Source organism: Stenotrophomonas sp. Steno-Z1, from assembly GCF_056393175.1.
The window spans coordinates 808,961-826,683 of record NZ_JBWJPB010000002.1; the positions used below are offsets into that span (position 1 = coordinate 808,961).

Here is a 17,723-nt window from a genome sequence, read left to right on the forward strand (position 1 = left end):
ACCCAAGGACACAAGATGAACCTGCTCGCTTTCCTGATTCCCGCCGCCCACGCCCAAGCCGCTGGTGGCCAGCCGCAGGGCATGGGTCTGACCACGCTGCTGTTCCCGATCATCCTGATCGCGATCATGTACTTCCTGATGATCCGCCCGCAGATGAAGCGCCAGAAGGAACACAAGGCCATGCTGGAGAAGATCAAGCGGGGCGACGAAGTGCTGACCAACGGCGGCATCGCCGGCGTGGTCACCAACATCGGCGACAACTTCATCACCATCGAAGTGGCCGACAACGTGCAGATCCGCGTGCAGAAGGGCGCCGTGGGCAACGTGCTGCCGACCGGCACGCTGAAGTCGGCCAACTGAGCCACTCCTTTTCCGAAGCACAACCGCGGCGCCGGGACGGGCGCCGCGCGGGACCCAAGCAATGCTCGAATTTCCACGCTGGAAGTACTTCGTCATCCTGATCGTGCTGGCGCTCAGCACCCTGTACGCGCTGCCCAACATTTACCAGAAGGACCCGGCCGTCCAGATCACCGCCAACCGTGGCGGGCAGATCGATGACGCCCTGCGCGATCGCGTGCTGGCCGAGCTGAAGAAGGCCAACATCACCACGATCGGCGCGGAGAAGGAAGGCGACAGCCTGATTGTCCGCCTGGCCGACCTGAAGGCGCAGGCCGCCGCCAGCGATACGCTGCGCGACACGGTCGGCGAAAACTACGTGGTAGCGCTGAACCTCGCCTCGACCGTGCCGGAGTGGCTGGCCAAGCTGGGCGGCCGCCCGATGGTGCTCGGCCTGGATCTGCAGGGCGGTGTGCACTTCGTCCTGCAGGTCGACCAGAAGGCCGCGCTGGACAAGCGCCTGGACGCCTACGCCGAAGACGTGCGCACCAGCCTGCGCGATGCCCGCATCGCGTACCAGTCGGTGGAGCGTCGCACGGACAACAGCATCGTGGCGACCATCAGCCCGTCCGCCGGCGCCGATGCGGTGACCCGTGCGCGCGAGGTGATGGCCAAGGCGCAGCCGACGCTGGGCTATGAGGTCACCGACAACCGCATCGCGGTCAAGGTGCCCGAGGCCGAGTTGAACCAGATCGCCAATGGCGCGATCGAGCAGAACATCAACACCCTGCGCAACCGCGTGAACCAACTGGGCGTGGCCGAGCCGATCATCCAGCGCCAGGGTGCCGACCGCGTGGTCGTGCAGCTGCCGGGCGTGCAGGACACGGCCGAAGCCAAGCGCATGATCGGTGCCACCGCGACGCTGGAATACCGCGCCGTGGTGGAAGGCAACGCGCAGGATGCGGTCGCCAGCGGCCGCATCCCGCCGGAGGCCAAGGTCTACCAGCGCCGCGACAGCGGTGGCCCGGTGCTGCTCAACAAGCGCGTGATCGTGACCGGTGACCAGATGGTCGCCGCGCAGGCCACCACCGACCAGAACGGTGCGGCGGCGGTCAGCGTGACGCTGAACAACGTCGGCGGCCAGCGCATGTTCGACTTCACCAGCGCCAACGTGAACAAGCCGATGGCGGTGGTCTACACCGAGCGCATCCCGACCGTGAACATGGTCGATGGCAAGGAAGTGCGCAGCTTCCGGGTCAAGGAAGAAGTGATCTCGGTGGCCAACATCAATGGCGTGTTCGGCAAGAACTTCCAGACCACCGGCCTGGAGAAGAAGGAAGCCGAAGACCTGGCCAAGCTGCTGAAGTCGGGCTCGCTGGCCGCGCCGATGGACTTCGTGGAAGAGCGCGTGGTCGGCCCGAGCCTGGGTGCGGAGAACGTCAAGAACGGTATCACCGCGGTGGTCTACGCGTTCCTGTTCACGCTGGTGTTCTTCAGCATCTACTACCGCATGTTCGGCGTGATCACCTCGCTGGCGATGCTGTTCAACCTGCTGATCGTGGTGGCGGTGATGTCGATGTTCGGCGCCACCATGACCCTGCCTGGCTTCGCCGGCCTGGCGTTGTCGGTGGGTCTGTCGGTGGATGCCAACGTGCTGATCAACGAGCGTATCCGCGAGGAGCTGCGTGCGGGCATGCCGGGCAAGACCGCGATCGTGACCGGTTATGACCGCGCCAGCGGCACCATCCTCGACGCCAACCTGACCGGCCTGATTGTCGGTGTGGCGCTGTATGCATTCGGCACCGGTCCGCTGAAGGGCTTCGCGCTGACCATGATCATCGGTATCTTCGCTTCGATGTTCACGGCGATCACCGTATCGCGCGCCCTGGCGACGCTGATTTACGGCCGTCGCAAGAAGCTCCAGAACGTGGCCATCTGACGGGACGACACGCACAATGAAACTGTTTCCGCTGCATATCCTCCCGAACGACACCAAGATCGACTTCATGCGTTGGCGTCATGCCGCCATGGTGGTCACCCTGTTGCTGTTCATCGGTTCGATCGCGCTGATCGCCACCAAGGGCTTCAACTACGCGCTGGACTTCACCGGCGGCACCTTGATCGAAGCCCGCTTCGAGCGCCAGGTGGACGTTGAAGATGTCCGCGCCAAGCTCGAGGCCAATGGTTTCGAGGGTGCCCAGGTGCAGAGTTTCGGTGGCAACACCGATCTGCTGATCCGCCTGGCACCGCAGGGTGAGCACGCGCCCGGCACCGGCAATTCGGCCAGTGACCAGCGCACCGCCGCTGCGGTGGTGAAGGCCATTTCGCTGGACGACAACAAGGCCACGATCCAGCGCAACGAGTTCGTGGGCCCGCAGGTCGGCAAGGACCTGGCGATGAACGGCCTGTACGCCACGCTGTTCATGCTGGTGGGCTTCCTGATCTACATCGCGTTCCGTTTCGAATGGAAGTTCGCGATCACGGCCAGCATCGTGGCGCTGTTCGATCTGCTGGTGACGGTGGCCTACATTTCGGCGATCGGTCGCGAGTTCGACCTGACGGTGCTGGCGGGCCTGTTGTCGGTGATGGGCTTTGCCATCAACGACATCATCGTGGTGTTCGACCGCGTGCGTGAGAACTTCCGCAGTCTGCGTGTGGAGCCGCTCGAGGTGTTGAACCGGTCGATCAACCAGACGCTGTCGCGTACGGTGATCACGGCGGTGATGTTCTTCCTGTCGGCCCTGGCGCTGTACCTGTACGGCGGTACGTCGATGGAAGGCCTGGCCGAGACGCACATGGTGGGCGCGGTGATCGTGGTGCTGTCCTCGATCCTGGTGGCCGTGCCGATGCTGACCATCGGTGCGCTGCGCGTGACCAAGCAGGACCTGCTGCCGAAGGCGAAGGACATCGAGGCGCTGGAGCGTCGTCCGTAAGGCATCGGTTGGCTGATGGACCTGAAAAGCCGCGCTCTGCGCGGCTTTTCTCTTTTTGGGCGGCACGGGCATGGTCAAAGGCGAGCGGCTGGAATGCCAACGTCGGCGTCCTTGTTGCGCGTGATGGAGGATGGCGGGCAGCCCCGCGCAGGACACGCCGTAAACCCGTCCATGGGGGCTCGACATGCGCCATCCATGGCGCATGACGGTCCTGCACGGGGCTACCCGCCATCCTCTGTTGGTTCGGCGCGAACCGGACGGTAGAGTCGACGGCCACTTTTCCTGAGCGTCGACGATCCCTTCTTGTCTGGCATGTGGCATTCATCGCGCATGGCTTTCCTGCGCAGGCTGCTCTCGCTTGGTAGAGCCGGGCCATGCCCGGCTGCTCTCCGCCCAGCATGCGGCCAACGGTCGGGCGAGGGGCGGGTGACAGGCCGCGCGCCATACACCCCCGTCGGTTGTGCAACGCGCCCCCGCGCACTACGATCCCATGCGTTCCGTGCAGCCGCTCCGGTGGCGCGCGCCGCCCCTTTTCATCGCGCAGGCTGGGCCTGCGCCAGTCCAATCGAGGTTTCCATGGTCATCAAACCGCGTGTGCGCGGCTTCATCTGCGTCACCACCCACCCCGTCGGCTGCGATGCGGCCGTCAAGCAGCAGATCGAGTACATCCAGGCCAAGCCGAAGATCACCAACGGGCCGAAGAAGGTGCTGGTGCTCGGCGCGTCCACCGGCTACGGCCTGGCCGCGCGCATCACTGCCGCCTTCGGCAGCGATGCTGCGACGCTGGGCGTGTTCTTCGAGCGTCCGGGCACCGAGACCAAGCCCGGCACCGCCGGCTGGTACAACACCGCTGCGTTCCACAAGTACGCCGAGCAGGCCGGCCTGTACGCCAAGAGCGTCAACGGCGATGCGTTCTCCGATGAGGTCAAGGCCAAGGTCATCGAGCTGATCAAGCAGGACCTCGGCCAGGTCGACCAGGTGGTGTACAGCCTGGCCGCGCCGCGTCGCAAGCACCCCAAGACCGGCGAAGTGATCAGCTCCACGCTCAAGCCGATCGGCGCGCCGATCACCCTGCGCGGGCTGGATACCGACAAGGAAGTGATCACCGAGACCACGATTGAGCCGGCCACCCCGGAAGAAGTCGCTGGCACCGTTGCGGTGATGGGCGGCGAAGACTGGCAGATGTGGATCGATGCGCTGCTCGAGGCCGGCGTACTGGCCGAAGGCGCCACGACCACCGCCTTCACCTATGTCGGCGAAGAGATCACCCAGGCCATCTACTGGAACGGCTCGATCGGCGCGGCCAAGAAGGACCTGGACACCAAGGTGCTGGGCCTGCGCGAGAAGCTGGAGAAGATCGGCGGCGACGCGCGCGTGTCGGTGCTCAAGGCCGTGGTCACCCAGGCCAGCTCGGCCATCCCGACCATGCCGTTGTACCTGTCGCTGCTGTTCAAGGTGATGAAGGCCAAGGGCACTCACGAAGGCTGCATCGAGCAGCTCGATACGCTGTATGACATCGTCTACGGCGGCAAGGATAGCGGCACCGCGACCGAGCGCCTGCGCCATGACCTCAGCGACGGCGGCCGCACGGTCGCGTTGATAGACGAGGCCGGCCGCCTGCGTGCGGATTACAAGGAAATGGCGCCGGACGTGCAGGGCGAGGTGGTTGCGCTGTGGCCGCAGGTGACCAACGAGAACCTGTACGAGATCAGCGACCTGGCCGGCTACAAGGCCGACTTCCTGCGCCTGTTCGGCTTCGGCGTGGACGGCGTGGATTACGACGCGGATGTGGCCACCGACGTGAAGATTCCGAACTTGGTCGAGATGGCCTGATCCGGCAGGGTATGCAGCATTGAAAACGCCGGGCACTGCCCGGCGCTTTCGTTTCACCACTGGCGCGACGCCTCAGGCGAAATCGAAGTTCATCAGCGGGCCGGCCGGCCCCACGAACTCGCCCTGCACGTAATCCACGCCGGCACTGAACAGCAGGCTCATCGAGTTGGCATCGGCGACGAACTCGGCGATGGTGCGGATGTTGGCCGACTGCGCGCGGGTGGTGATCTCGCTGATCTTCTCGCCGTGCTCGCGGGTGCTGGCGACATCGCGGGTGAAGTCGCGGTCCAGCTTGAGGAACTGCGGCTGGAAGTGGGCCAGCAGCTGGAACGAGTCCAGCCCCGAGCCGAACTGTTCCAGGCCGATCCGGCACCCCAGCGGGGCCACGTCGGCCAGGAACTGCTGGGCATTGCGAAGGTGGGTGAACACCTTGGCCTCCGGCGCATGCAGCCACAACCGCTCGCCCGGCACGCCATGCGCCTGCAGTTCGCGGCGCAGGGTGGCCACCATCAACGGATCGTTGAACGACTCCGGGGTGATCTTCACCATCAGGTGGGTCGGGTGCCCGGCACGCTCGCGCTGGCCCAGCACGCTGATGGCATGCGCGACCACCCAGCGGTTGATCTCGGCCAGCAGGCCATGTTCTTCGGCGATGCCCAGGAACGCCGTGGGGCTGAGCAGTTCGCCGTTGTTGTCCAGGCGCAGGTAGGCCTCGTACAGCTCCAGTGCCTCGCCCTGCAGGTTCAGCACCGGCTGGTAGTGCAGCTGGAAACCGTCACCGGCCAGGGCTTCACGAATGCGTGCCACCCAGCGCTGGATGCGCTCTTCCTCGACACGGTCTACGGCGGCCGGGTCGAAGATGCGGCTGGTGTTGCCCAGCTCGGAGGCGGCCTGCTGGCACTCGGTGGCGCGGGCCAGCACCTGGCCGATGCTGGCGATCTTCTCGCCCACCTGCACGCCGCCGATGCTCACCGTGACCGTGGCCGAGCGCTCGCCGATGCTGAACACCTGCGCGGCGAAGGCGTCGCGGATCTGGTCGGCCAGTGCGACGGTCTGCGCGTAGGCGCCTTCGGTGAGCACGGCGAAACTGTGCTCGCCGAAACGGGCCACCTGGGCCGCGTCGCCGACGCTGTCGGCCAGCACCCGGGCCAGCGCGGCGATCAGCGCATCGGCCGAATCCAGGCCGATATCCGGCAGCAGGCGGGCGTAGTGGTCCGGCTCGACCAGCAGCAGGCCGAACTGGCCTTCGCTGCGACCGGCCTGGGCCACCGCGTTCTCCACGTGCAGCATGAAGGTGGGGCGGTTGAGCAGGCCGGTGACCTGGTCGCGCTGGCGGAGGTCTTCGACTTCGCGCGCCAGCTCCGGGTCGAACTCCATGCGCCGGCGGCGGAACACCACCTGCAGGCAGGACTCGCCTTCGTAGCTGGCCTGGGTGAATTCCATCGTGGCCGGGAACACCGCCCCGTCCTGGTTGCGCGCGTCCACCTGGTACTGCGGCGGCGGCGCCTCGCCCTTGCTCATCGACTTGAGCAGCTGCTTGAAACCGTCCACGTGCTGCGGGGCGACCATGTCCAGCAGCGAAATGCCTTCCACGTCGTCGAACGACTCGTAGCCGAACATCTCCAGGTACGCCTCGTTGGCGCGGATGTGCATGCCTTCGTGGACGTAGGCGATCGGGTCGCGCGAGGAGGAGATCAACGCATCGCAGCGGCGCTCGGTCTCGCGCATCTGCGCTTCGATCCGGCGCAGCCCGCGACGGGCGTGCAGGTCGGTCCATTCATTGCGCACCACCGCCAGCAGGTGTTCGGGGCGGTTGCGCAGGGCGATCGCGCGGATGCCGTTGGCCCCGGCTTCGACCCACTCGTTCTCGTCGATCGATTCGGCCAGCAGGACCATCGGGATGTCCTTGCCGCTGGCCGCGATCTGCTGGGTCACCTGCAGCAGCGGGATGCTCTGCGCCGGGGCGACCAGCACCAGGTCGATCGGCTGGCTGCCCAGGATCTGGGCCAGCTCCTCGCTGTGCTGCGGACGCGCCGGGCGCACCGCGATGCCGCTGTTGCGCAGCGTGCTGACGATGGTTTCAGCGTTTTCGCCGCTGTCATCCACGATCAGCAGGCGGACGGTGATGTCATTCGCGTTCTGCATTCACTACTCCCCGGACTGCAAACTTGATACACGATGCGTGTGGATACGTCCATGCGGCAAACGGTAGCCGGTCACGGATCCACTGAGAGGTCAGACCACCTGGCCGGCGGCGTGGCCGCTGGCCCAGGCCCATTGGAAGTTGTAGCCGCCCAGCCAGCCGGTCACGTCCAGCACTTCCCCCACGAAGTGCAGGCCGGGGACCAACTGCGATTCGAACGTACTGGAGGACACCTTGCGGGTGTCCACCCCGCCCAGGGTGACCTCGGCGGTACGGTAGCCTTCGGTGCCGCTGGCCACCAGCGGGAACGCCTGCAGCAGGGCGGCGGCCTGGCGCAGCTGCGGCGCGTCGATCTGCTTGACCGGACGGTCCGGCAGCCAGTGCTCGCACAGGCGCAGCGCCAGCCGCCGCGGCAACACCTCGGACAACACCGTGCGCAGTTCGGCCGCGCCGCGGTCGCGCTTCATCGCCTGCAGCCAGGCCTCGGCATCCTGGCCCGGCAGCAGGTCCAGGTGCAGCGCGTCGCCGGGCTGCCAGAACGAGGAGATCTGCAGGATCGCCGGGCCACTGATGCCGCGGTGGGTGATCAGCATGGAATTGCTGAAGGCCACGTCGTTGCAGCGCGCCGTCACCGGCAGCGCCACCCCGCTGAGGTCGTTGAAGCGTTCCTGGTGCGTGCCGCTGAGGGTCAGCGGCACCAGCCCGGCGCGGGTCGGCAGCACCTCATGGCCGAACTGGCGGGCCAGGTCGTAGCCGAAGCCGGTCGCACCCAGGCTGGGAATGGACAGGCCGCCGGTGGCCACCACCAGCGAGGCGGCATGGAACTGCCCCTGCGCGGTGGTCACGTGGAAACCATCGGCGCCGCGCTGGACGTCGGTCACCGCGCAATCGGTGCGCACCTGCACCCCGGCCGCCTGGCATTCGTCCATCAGCATGCGCACGATCTGCTTGGAGGAGATGTCGCAGAACAGCTGGCCCAGTTCCTTCTCGTGGTAGGCGATGCCGTGGCGCTCGACCATCTCGATGAAGTGCCAGGGCGTGTACCGGGCCAGCGCCGACTTGCAGAAGTGCGGGTTGGCGGAGAGGAAATTGGCCGGCGTCGTGCCGGTGTTGGTGAAGTTGCAGCGCCCGCCGCCGGACATGAGGATCTTCTTGCCGACCTTGTTGGCATGGTCGATCACCTGCACCATGCGCCCGCGCTGGCCGGCGGTGAGCGCACACATCAGCCCGGCCGCGCCGGCGCCGATCACCAGTACATCGCATCGGATCACGGACATCGCAGCGGACTCAGGCCTGCGGCTTCTGCTTGCGCCAGGTGGGGATGACGCTGAGCTGGGCCTTGTCGGAGGTCAGCTGCACTTCGCCGTCCTGGATCTGCACGTCCCATTGCATGGTGCGCTCGATCTGCGCGCCCCATTCGGTGACGAACTCACCCGGCAGGTCCATCACCTCCAGCACCGCCAGCTTCCTCAGCGCCGAGGCGTTGCGATCCCACCAGATATCGGCCGCGCGGCCGCCGTAGGTGACCAGCTGCACCGCGCGTGCGCGGCCGGCAGCCTTGCGCAGGCGCGACTCGTCCGGCTGGCCCAGTTCGATCCACAGCTCGATGTCGCCGGTGTAGTCGCGGCGCCACAGGTCCGGCTCGTCGTCCACGCTCAGGCCGCGGCCGAATTCCAGGCGGTCGTCGGCGTTCAGCGCGAACGCCAGCAGCCGTACCATCAACCGGTCATCGGTCTCGGAGGGATGCTGGGCCAGGGTCAGCGAATGGCTGGCGTAGTAGCCGCGATCCATGTCGCTGATCTGCAGTTCGGCCTTGCGGATGGTGGCGGTGAGGGCCATGGGGATACCGGGAGCAAAGAGGACCATGATAGTGGTTTGCCCCCGGGGTGTCCGATGCGGTGCTTCTGGATCGCCGCCATTGGTGGCACGCTTCGCTGCCTGCCGCCCTTGGTTGCCCGGTCCATGCCACGCCCCCGTCCCCGTCGCCTGCAGATCGATGGCGCCACCTTCACCTGCAGCGTGCGGGTGGCACGTGCCGGCGTGCCTGCGGCCGTGGTCTTGACCGCCCACGGGGCGGGGCGGCAGCTGCTGGCGGTGGCCCGCCTGCCCGCCGACGCGCAAGACCTGGGCGGGGCGCCGGCGTGACCGCGCCCAGCCGCCTGCAGCTGCCGCCTGGGCCGTGGCCGACCCTGCTGGACGGGCTGTGCGCGCGCTTCCCGCGGATCGACCGCGCGCAATGGGCGGACCGTTTCGCGCGTGGCCGGGTGCAGGATGCGCAGGGCAGGGCGTTGGCCCCGGACGGGCCCTGGCAGGTGGGGCTGGAGATCCGGTACTTCCGTGAGGTGGTCGACGAGGCGGTGATTCCGTTCGCCGACGCCATCCTCTACCAGGATGCGGACCTGCTGGTGGCCGACAAGCCGCATTACCTGCCGGTCACCCCGGCTGGCCGGCACGTGCGCGAAACCCTGCTGGCGCGGCTGGTCGCGCGGACTGGTAACGCGGACCTGGTGCCGCTGCACCGGCTCGACCGGCTGACCGCGGGGCTGGTGCTGTTCTCGACCCGGCCGGCAACCCGTAATGCCTACCAGCGCCTGTTCCGCGAGCGCCGCATCGACAAGACCTACGAGGCGCTGGCCCCGGCACTGCCCGGGCTGGTGTTCCCGCTGGAACGGCACAGCCGGCTGGTGCCGGGGGAGCCGTTCTTCCGCATGGCCGAGGCCGAGGGTGCGCCCAATGCGCGGACCCGGATCGAGGTGATCGACGCCGAGGGGCCGCTGTGGCGCTACCGGCTGCAGCCCGAATCCGGCCGCAAGCACCAGTTGCGGGTGCATATGGCAGCGCTGGGCGCGCCGATCGTGGGCGACGACCTGTATCCGTACCTGCGCCAGGATGCGCCCGGCGAGGGGGCGGGGCCGCTCCAGCTGCTGGCGCGGGAACTGGCGTTTGCCGATCCGCTGGATGGCGCGCAGAGGTGGTTCAGCAGCGCCCTCCGCCTCGGCTAGTACGCGCGCTGCGGCCCGGCACTACGGCGGGTGGCAATGTCAGGGGGCCGGGCGGCACCGTTGCCGTTCAGCGCACTGAACGCTGCGCCAGCCAGCGGTCCAGTTCCGCCGCGAAGGCCTGGCGCTCGCGCGGCCCCAGCGGCGGTGGGCCGCCGGTCTGGATGCCTGCGCCGCGCAATTCCTCCATGAAGTTCCGCATCGACAGGCGTTCGGCCATGTTGTCCGGGGTATACAGCTGGCCGCGGGGGTTGAGTGCCACGGCGCCTTTTTCCAGGACCAGCGCAGCCAGCGGGATGTCCTGGGTGACCACCAGATCGCCGGCGGACACCCGCGCAACGATGGCGCTGTCGGCCACGTCCAGGCCCGGCGGCACCTGCAGGAAGCGAATCACCCGCGAGGGCGGAACGCGCAGTCCGTGGTTCGCCACCAGGGTCAGCGGGATCGTCACCCGCTCGGCGGCGCGGAACAGGATCTCCCGGATCACCACCGGGCAGGCGTCGGCGTCGACCCAGATGCGGCGGGTGGCAGAACTTGAATCGGGCATTTGGCTGATCTTAAGGTAGGAAAAGTCTGAATAGGCGGGGTGAATTGGTGTAGGATGGGCCAATCCCTTGTCGCGTCAGGCGGGACGGGGGGATGGCTGAATAAACCAGCTATCGCTTTTTCGGTAAAACACGAGTATCGTCCCCCACACTGTGTTTGCTAGGGTCACCGTGAATCGTGGCCTGGTGCAGTTGATCTCACGATCTGCTCATCGATCCGCTTTACCAACGCCTGCAACTCAGTCTCGGCGCCCACAATGGGCGGCCGCGATTATTTCAACTATTGTTTCAGGAGTTTGTACATGTCTGATCGTCAGAGCGGCACCGTCAAGTGGTTCAACGATGCCAAGGGCTTCGGCTTCATCACCCCGGAAAGCGGCCCGGACCTCTTCGTGCACTTCCGTGCCATCCAGGGCACCGGCTTCAAGTCGCTGCAGGAAGGCCAGAAGGTGACCTTCGTCGCCGTGCAGGGCCAGAAGGGTATGCAGGCTGACCAGGTGCAGGCGGTCTAATCGACCCCCCGCTACCGTCAGGTTGCAATGAAACGCCGGAAGCGAAAGCTTCCGGCGTTTTTTATTGCGCGCGTGCCGGGCAACGACATCGTGGTGGCCGCCCGCCGGTTACGATGACGCTTTGAACCCTGCGGACGCGTCGATGATCAAAGTGCACCACCTGGACCACTCGCGCTCGCTGCGCGTGCTGTGGATGCTCGAAGAGCTGGGCCTGCCGTACCAGGTCGTGACCTACCAGCGCGACCCGAAGACTTGGCTGGCCCCGCCGTCTCTGCGCGAGGTCCACCCGCTGGGCAAGTCGCCGGTGCTGCAGGACGACGCACTGGTGCTGGCCGAGTCCGGGGCGATCCTAGAGTACCTGGCCGACCGTTATGACAGTGGCCGTCAGCTGTCGCCCGAGCTGCTGCCCGCGCAGGCCAGCGAGCGCCTGCGCTACCGCTACTGGATGCACTACGCCGAAGGCTCGGCGATGCCGCCGTTGCTGATGAGCCTGGTGTTCGCCCGGGTGCGCAAGGCGCCGATGCCGTTCTTCGCCCGCCCGATCGCCCGCGGCATCGTGGATAAGGTGATGAAGCGGTTCGTGGGCCCGCAGCTGACGCTGCACCTGCAATGGATGGAGCGTGAGCTGGGCCAGTCGCCGTGGTTTGCCGGCGAGCGCTTCACCGCGGCCGATATCCAGATGAGCTTCCCGATCCAGGCCGCCGCCTCGCGCGCTGGCGGCATGCAGGCCTACCCGAAGCTGCAGGGTTTCCTGCAGCGCATCGAGCAGCGTCCGGCCTATCAGCGCGCCAGTGATCGGGGCGGGGCGCTGGACCTGGGCGCCGGCACCGCCTGAGCTTGCGGGGGCGTCGCGGCGCCCCCATTTCGTGGTGATGAGCACCCCATCCCTGCAGTTCGACAACCGTTTCATCGAGGCACTCCCGGGCGACACGGAAACCGGCCCGCGGGTGCGTGAGGTGCGCGGCGCGGCCTGGTCGTCGGTGCTGCCGACCCCGGTCGCCGACCCGCAGCTGCTGGCACTGTCGACGGAGGTTGCCGCGCTGCTCGGGCTGGGCCCGGATCTCACCGGCAGCCCCGATTTTGCCCGCGTGTTCGGCGGCAATGCGCTGTATGCAGGGATGCAGCCGTGGGCGGCCAACTATGGTGGCCACCAGTTCGGTCACTGGGCAGGCCAGCTCGGCGACGGGCGCGCGATCTCGCTGGGCGAGCTGGTCACCGCCGCGGGGACGCGCTGGGAGTTGCAGCTCAAGGGCGCTGGCCGCACCCCGTATTCGCGCGGTGCCGACGGGCGCGCGGTGCTGCGCTCGTCGATCCGGGAGTTCCTGTGCAGCGAGGCGATGCACCACCTCGGCGTGCCGACCACGCGCGCGTTGAGCCTGGTCGGCAGCGGCGACCGCGTGGTGCGGGACATGTTCTACGACGGCAATGCACGCCCCGAGCCGGGCGCCATCGTCTGTCGCGTCGCGCCGTCGTTCATCCGCTTCGGCACGTTCGAGTTGCCCGCCTCGCGCGGCGACGTGGCGCTGCTGCGGCAGTTGGCCGATGCCTGCATCGCGCGCGACTTCCCGGAACTGGCCGATGCCGGCACCGAGCGCCATGCCCGCTGGTTCGCCCTGGTCTGCGAACGCACCGCGCTGATGGTGGCGCACTGGATGCGGGTCGGCTTCGTGCACGGGGTGATGAACACCGACAACATGTCCATCCTCGGCCTCACCATCGATTACGGTCCGTATGGCTGGGTGGACGACTACGATCCGGACTGGACCCCCAACACCACCGACGCGCAGGGCCGACGTTATCGCTTCGGTACCCAGCCGCAGGTGGCGTACTGGAACCTGACCCGGTTGGCGCAGGCCCTGTCGCCCCTGTTCGACGACGTGGCCCCGCTGCACACGGGCCTGGCCCATTTCCAGTCGGTCCATGCGCGGCGCGAGCGCGAGGACATCGCCGCCAAGTTCGGGTTGGCGCAGTGCCGCGAGGACGATGTGGCCCTGCGCGCGGCCTGGCTGCAGATCCTGCAGGACGGCGAGATGGACATGACCCTCGCGTTCCGGGGGTTGATGGCAGTGGACCCGCAGGCGCCGACAGTGACGGTGCTGGAGGAGGCCTTCTACAACGCCGAGCGCCGTGATGCCGTGCTACCGGCGTTGCAGGCCTGGTTGCAGCAGTACGCGGCCCGGTTGCGTGACGACCCGCTGGACGCGCAGGCACGCCAGCAGCAGATGGCCGCGGCCAACCCACGGTATGTGCTGCGCAACTGGCTGGCCCAGGAAGCGATCGAGCGCGCCGAGCAGGGCGACCTCGCCGGCGTGCACGCGCTGCAGGCGGTGTTGCGCCATCCGTATGACCTGCAGCCCGGCCGCGAACACTACGCCGGCAAGCGACCTGAATGGGCGCGCGACAAGGCCGGCTGCTCGATGCTGTCCTGCAGTTCCTGATCGACACTTAAAACACCGGGATGCGTGCTCCGGGCCTTGCGCGGCAAGGCCGGCCGACGGACGGTGGACGCTGCCGCACCGCGGTCTACGACAATGGTCGTAGCGGATAAGTTCGATAATCGCACGCGCAGTCGATAAACGCACTTGAATGGTGCAGTGCGATAAACCTACTTTCAATTCCGTTCCACGCGATCCACCCCTGGCGGGCGAGGGCAGTGCCCATCGGTACTGAAGCCAGGTGCAGGGGAAAGACCGCCGGAGTCCCTTTCCCTGTGCGGAGCCTGCGCATGCGTTGCCGTCTGTCTGTCGTTTCCCTGTCCCTGCTTGCCCTGCTGCCGTCGCTGGCCCAGGCCTACCAGGCCGAGCCGCCGCGCGAGGCGCTGCAGGTGCTGCACGTGGACCGCTATGCCGATGACGCCGCGCCCGGCTCGCTGCGCTGGGCGATCGGCACCGCCAACCAGGCGCCGGGGCGCTACCGCATCGAGATCGCCGCAGTGGGCGAGGCGCCGTACGTGATCCGCCCCGCCACGCCGTTGCCGGCGATCGTCGGGCCAGTGCAGATCGTCGGCACGCCCTGGGCGCACGATGGCCAGTACGTCGCCATCGACGGCTCGGCCTATGTCACCGGCACCGGCACCGATGCCTGCCCGGGCGCCGAGCCGGGCCAGTCCGGCACCAATGTGCGCACCACCACGCTGCCCGGCCTGGTCCTGCGCGATACGCGCGGCGTCGAGCTGAGCGGGCTGGAGATCCGCAACTTCTGCATCGGCGTGCTGATCAACCGCAGCAGCCACAGCGAGATCCACGACAACCGCATCGTCGCCAACAAGGGCGGTGCCGGGATCATGCTCACCGGCGACGATGGCAAGGGCCAGTCCACCGCCGCCACGACGGTGCACAACCGCATCGTGCGCAACCAGTTCCTCGACAACGGCGACGGCCTGGAGCTCACCCGCGGCGCGGCCTGGAACCTGGTCGCCGACAACCTCTTCCAGTCCACCGCCGCCAACCCGGAGCCGTCGCAGGGGATCGAAATCCTGTGGGGCAACGACAACACGGTGGTGCGCAACCGCTTCGTCGACTACTCCGACGGCCTGCAGATCAACTGGGGCAACCGCAACTACATCGCCGCCAACACCTTCACCGGCAATTCGATCGGGCTGAGCATCACCGGCAGCGACAACGTCGTCGACGGCAACACGATCAGCGGCAATGGAATCGGCATCGCAGTGCGGCCGCAGCCGGTCAGCGCACCCAACCGGTTCAGCGCGAACGTGATGGTCGGCAACGGGCTGCCGATCGAGCGTTGCGAAGCCGGTGGCGCCTGCGTCAAGGGCCAGACGCGCGGGGCGATCGTGTTCGGCGTGCCGGGGCTGGAACACGCCGCGTTCGTCGGTTCGCGCGGGCGTGGGGTGGAGAACGATCCGGCCAAGCGCGCCCGCATCTGCAGCGCGGCCGATACCACCGGCTGCCAACCGGTGCCGAATCTGGGCCAGGCCGCGCCGGTGCTGCAGGCCGTGCAGGGCAAGGGTGCCGCGCGCACGCTGCGAGGCGTTTTCCAGGGCGTGCCGGGGCAGCGCTACCAGTTGGAGGTGTTCGGCAACCGTGCCGCCAACGGCAGCGAGGCCGAACGCCTGCTGGGCAGCACCGAGGCAGTCACTGACGCGCGCGGCCAGGGGCACTTCACGTTGGCCCTGCCGGCGACCACCGATATCGCCACGCTCACCGCCACCGCAACGTCGCCGCTGGGCGCCACCTCCCCATTGAGCGCGCCGCTGTCGCTGCGCTGACCAGACCCCGAGAGATCCCGATGCGTACTCCGACCCCGACGTACCTGGCCATCGCACTGTGCACCGCGTTGTCCGTGCCCGCATGGGCCCAGGCCCAGGACAGCAATCGCTACGACGGTAAGACCCTGACCGGCGACTGGGGCGGTACCCGCACCGCGCTGGACGAGCAGGGCATCCGCTTCCGCGGCGACTACGTGGGCGAGGCGATGGGCGTGGTCGACGGCGGCTATGGCCGCACCGGCGCGCGCTACGCACAGCAGGTGCGGGTCGGCATCGACCTGGACATGGGCCGGCTGGCGGGGTGGGACGGCGGCGCCTTCCACGTGACCCTCAACGACCGCCGCGGCAACAGCACCTCGGCCGACCTGGTCGGCAACCGCTTCCCGATCCAGGAAGCCTACGGCGGCCAGTACACCCGCCTCACCGAGGCCAGCTACGACCAGACCTTCAACGCCGGCCAGTCGTATTTCAAGCTGGGCTACTACGCGATGGGCAACCAGTTCGGCGTGCACAGCCTGCTGACCCACTTCGTCAACGCCGCCTTCTGCGCGCATCCGCTGGCGATGTCGGGCAACAGCGGCTGGTACAACTATCCCACCGCACGCTGGGGCGGTGAAGTGGCCCAGCAGATCAGCCCGGCGGTGAACGTGCGCACCGGCTGGTTCCAGGTCAATCCGAACCTGGGCGGCAACATCGAACGCAACGCGTTCCGGCCCTTCGTCTCGGGCACCACCGGTTCGCTGATCCCGCTGGAAGTCACCTGGACCCCGGCCAAGGGCGGTACCTATCCGGGCGTGTACAAGTTCGGCGGGTACTACGACACCTCGCGGGTGGCCCAGCGCGGGCTGGATACCTCGCCGACCACCGGCCGCCATGGCGCCTACATGCTGGCCGAGCAGCGCCTGACCCGCGAAGCCGGCGACCCGCAGCGCGGGCTCACCGCGTTCGCGCAGTACATGGTCTCGGATACCGACACCGCGCAGATCCGCCGCTGGTATGCACTCGGCGGCGTCTACCAGGGCATCGGCGCGCGTGCGCAGGACAGCATCGCGCTGGGGTACGTGGGCGCGGACATCAACCGCCGCCTGGTCGGCGCGCGCCGCGCCAACCTGGCCGACATGGGCGTGCCGCTGGATTCGCCGCTGTACCAGCTCAGCCAGGCCGAAGAGCTGTTCGAACTGTCCTACAGCATCCAGGTCAATCCCTGGCTGATGATCCGCCCGGACGTGCAGTACATCGTCAATCCCGGCACGTTCGCCTACACCCGCACCGACAACGCGTGGGCGTTGGGCGTGCAAGCCAAGGTCACCTTCTGATGCGCGCACTCACCCGCTTGTTCCTGGCCGCCATGCTCGGCGGCGTCGCTTCCATCGCCCAGGCCGCCCCCGTGCCGGTGACCCCGTTGCAGGTTGGCGCGCTGCGCATCGGCGAGGGGGCACCACGCACCATCGTGCCGATCACCGGGGCCACTGCCGAGCTCGCCCTGCAGCAGGCCGCCGCGATCGCGGCCAGCCCGTCCACGGATGTGGCCGAGTGGCGCATCGACTACCTGGACATCGCCACCGACGGCAAGGCATTGGTCGCGCTCGGCAAGCGCATCGCGCGCGCGCTGCAGGGCAAGCCCATGATCGTCACCTTCCGCACCCAGGCCGAAGGCGGCAGCAAGCCGATCAGCGATGCCGACTATGCGGCGCTGTACAGCACGCTGCTGCGCGGCGAGTTCGCCCAGTTGATCGACGTGGAGATGTTCCGCGACCCGACCCGGGTGGCCGCACTGGTGGCGCAGGCGCACAAGGCCGGGGTCAAGGTGGTGATGTCCAGCCATGACTTCCACGCGACGCCGGCGCGCGAAGAGATCGTCGCGCGCCTGTTGCGCCAGGAAGCGCTCGGTGCCGACGTGCTGAAGATCGCGGTGATGCCGCAGGACGCCGGCGACGTGCTCACCCTGCTTCAGGCCACCTGGGACGTGCGCCAGCGCAGCAGCAAGCCGCTGCTGACGATGTCCATGGGCGGCACGGGCGTGGTTTCGCGGCTGGCCGGGGAGACCTTCGGCCAGGCGCTCACCTTCGGGATGATCGGCACGCCCTCGGCGCCGGGCCAGGTCGAGGTCGATCAACTGCAATCGGTGCTCCAGGTGATCCACGCCTCCAGCCAGGCCGGTCGATGAGACCTCCCCGCCGGATGTTTTTTTCCG

General features: G+C 67.7%; 16 protein-coding genes. 12 read left to right on the plus strand and 4 right to left on the minus strand.

Annotated elements, in window-relative coordinates; translation table 11 throughout:
- Nucleotides 1–15: 15 nt before the first annotated feature.
- The 4 genes from yajC (at nucleotide 16) to fabV (ending at nucleotide 5,102) form a co-directional block, all read left to right on the plus strand.
- Nucleotides 16–360, plus strand: a complete 345-nt coding sequence (yajC, locus tag AC06FD_RS10530) for a preprotein translocase subunit YajC (protein WP_259208337.1) — start codon at nucleotides 16–18, stop codon at nucleotides 358–360.
- A gap of 61 nt (nucleotides 361–421) precedes the next feature.
- The gene (gene secD, locus AC06FD_RS10535; RefSeq protein WP_259208340.1) at nucleotides 422–2,275 is read left to right on the plus strand and encodes a protein translocase subunit SecD; all 1,854 of its coding nucleotides are present in this window, start codon (nucleotides 422–424) and stop codon (nucleotides 2,273–2,275) included.
- Between the two features lie 16 nt (nucleotides 2,276–2,291).
- The gene (gene secF / locus AC06FD_RS10540; RefSeq protein ID WP_259208341.1) at nucleotides 2,292–3,269 is read left to right on the plus strand and encodes a protein translocase subunit SecF; all 978 of its coding nucleotides are present in this window, start codon (nucleotides 2,292–2,294) and stop codon (nucleotides 3,267–3,269) included.
- Nucleotides 3,270–3,845: 576 nt separating this feature from the next.
- The gene (fabV, locus tag AC06FD_RS10545; RefSeq protein WP_478077736.1) at nucleotides 3,846–5,102 is read left to right on the plus strand and encodes an enoyl-ACP reductase FabV; all 1,257 of its coding nucleotides are present in this window, start codon (nucleotides 3,846–3,848) and stop codon (nucleotides 5,100–5,102) included.
- Between the two features lie 72 nt (nucleotides 5,103–5,174).
- Here fabV and AC06FD_RS10550 read toward each other — a convergent pair whose 3' ends face one another.
- From AC06FD_RS10550 to AC06FD_RS10560, 3 genes are all read right to left on the minus strand, one after another.
- Nucleotides 5,175–7,247, minus strand: coding sequence for an EAL domain-containing response regulator (locus AC06FD_RS10550; protein WP_394164864.1), 2,073 nt, complete (start codon nucleotides 7,245–7,247; stop codon nucleotides 5,175–5,177).
- A 90-nt stretch (nucleotides 7,248–7,337) separates the two neighbouring features.
- Nucleotides 7,338–8,522 (minus strand): BaiN/RdsA family NAD(P)/FAD-dependent oxidoreductase, encoded by a 1,185-nt coding sequence (locus AC06FD_RS10555; RefSeq protein ID WP_478048665.1) that lies wholly within the window; start codon nucleotides 8,520–8,522, stop codon nucleotides 7,338–7,340.
- Between the two features lie 10 nt (nucleotides 8,523–8,532).
- Entirely contained in the window at nucleotides 8,533–9,084 is a 552-nt protein-coding gene (locus AC06FD_RS10560; RefSeq protein WP_478077737.1) for a YaeQ family protein, read from the minus strand.
- Between the two features lie 123 nt (nucleotides 9,085–9,207).
- On the opposite strand from AC06FD_RS10560, the gene AC06FD_RS10565 reads away from it, so the two are divergent.
- Both AC06FD_RS10565 and AC06FD_RS10570 read left to right on the plus strand, forming a co-directional pair.
- Nucleotides 9,208–9,390, plus strand: a complete 183-nt coding sequence (locus AC06FD_RS10565) for a hypothetical protein (RefSeq protein ID WP_478077738.1) — start codon at nucleotides 9,208–9,210, stop codon at nucleotides 9,388–9,390.
- Nucleotides 9,387–10,247 (plus strand): pseudouridine synthase, encoded by an 861-nt coding sequence (locus AC06FD_RS10570; RefSeq protein WP_478077739.1) that lies wholly within the window; start codon nucleotides 9,387–9,389, stop codon nucleotides 10,245–10,247. The genes AC06FD_RS10565 and AC06FD_RS10570 overlap by 4 nt, the downstream gene beginning before the upstream one ends.
- A gap of 67 nt (nucleotides 10,248–10,314) precedes the next feature.
- Here the strand turns inward: AC06FD_RS10570 and AC06FD_RS10575 are convergent, their stop codons facing one another.
- Entirely contained in the window at nucleotides 10,315–10,791 is a 477-nt protein-coding gene (locus AC06FD_RS10575; RefSeq protein WP_478077740.1) for a YaiI/YqxD family protein, read from the minus strand.
- Nucleotides 10,792–11,091: 300 nt separating this feature from the next.
- On the opposite strand from AC06FD_RS10575, the gene AC06FD_RS10580 reads away from it, so the two are divergent.
- The 6 genes from AC06FD_RS10580 to aroD all read left to right on the plus strand — a co-directional run bounded on the left by AC06FD_RS10580 (nucleotide 11,092) and on the right by aroD (nucleotide 17,696).
- Complete coding sequence (locus AC06FD_RS10580) at nucleotides 11,092–11,301, plus strand: cold-shock protein (RefSeq protein WP_006451993.1); 210 nt, start codon at nucleotides 11,092–11,094, stop codon at nucleotides 11,299–11,301.
- A 142-nt stretch (nucleotides 11,302–11,443) separates the two neighbouring features.
- Complete coding sequence (locus tag AC06FD_RS10585) at nucleotides 11,444–12,136, plus strand: glutathione S-transferase family protein (protein ID WP_259208358.1); 693 nt, start codon at nucleotides 11,444–11,446, stop codon at nucleotides 12,134–12,136.
- A gap of 37 nt (nucleotides 12,137–12,173) precedes the next feature.
- On the plus strand, nucleotides 12,174–13,739 hold the full coding sequence (locus AC06FD_RS10590) for a protein adenylyltransferase SelO (RefSeq protein WP_478077741.1): 1,566 nt from the start codon (nucleotides 12,174–12,176) through the stop codon (nucleotides 13,737–13,739).
- Between the two features lie 287 nt (nucleotides 13,740–14,026).
- A complete protein-coding gene (locus tag AC06FD_RS10595) occupies nucleotides 14,027–15,529 on the plus strand; it encodes a right-handed parallel beta-helix repeat-containing protein (RefSeq protein ID WP_478077742.1) in 1,503 nt (500 codons plus the stop codon).
- A 20-nt stretch (nucleotides 15,530–15,549) separates the two neighbouring features.
- Nucleotides 15,550–16,845: a carbohydrate porin gene (locus AC06FD_RS10600; protein ID WP_478077743.1), complete on the plus strand. Its 1,296-nt coding sequence runs from the start codon at nucleotides 15,550–15,552 to the stop codon at nucleotides 16,843–16,845.
- Nucleotides 16,845–17,696, plus strand: coding sequence for a type I 3-dehydroquinate dehydratase (aroD, locus tag AC06FD_RS10605; RefSeq protein ID WP_478048658.1), 852 nt, complete (start codon nucleotides 16,845–16,847; stop codon nucleotides 17,694–17,696). Before AC06FD_RS10600 ends, aroD begins: the two co-directional genes overlap by 1 nt.
- The last annotated feature ends 27 nt before the right edge of the window (nucleotides 17,697–17,723 follow it).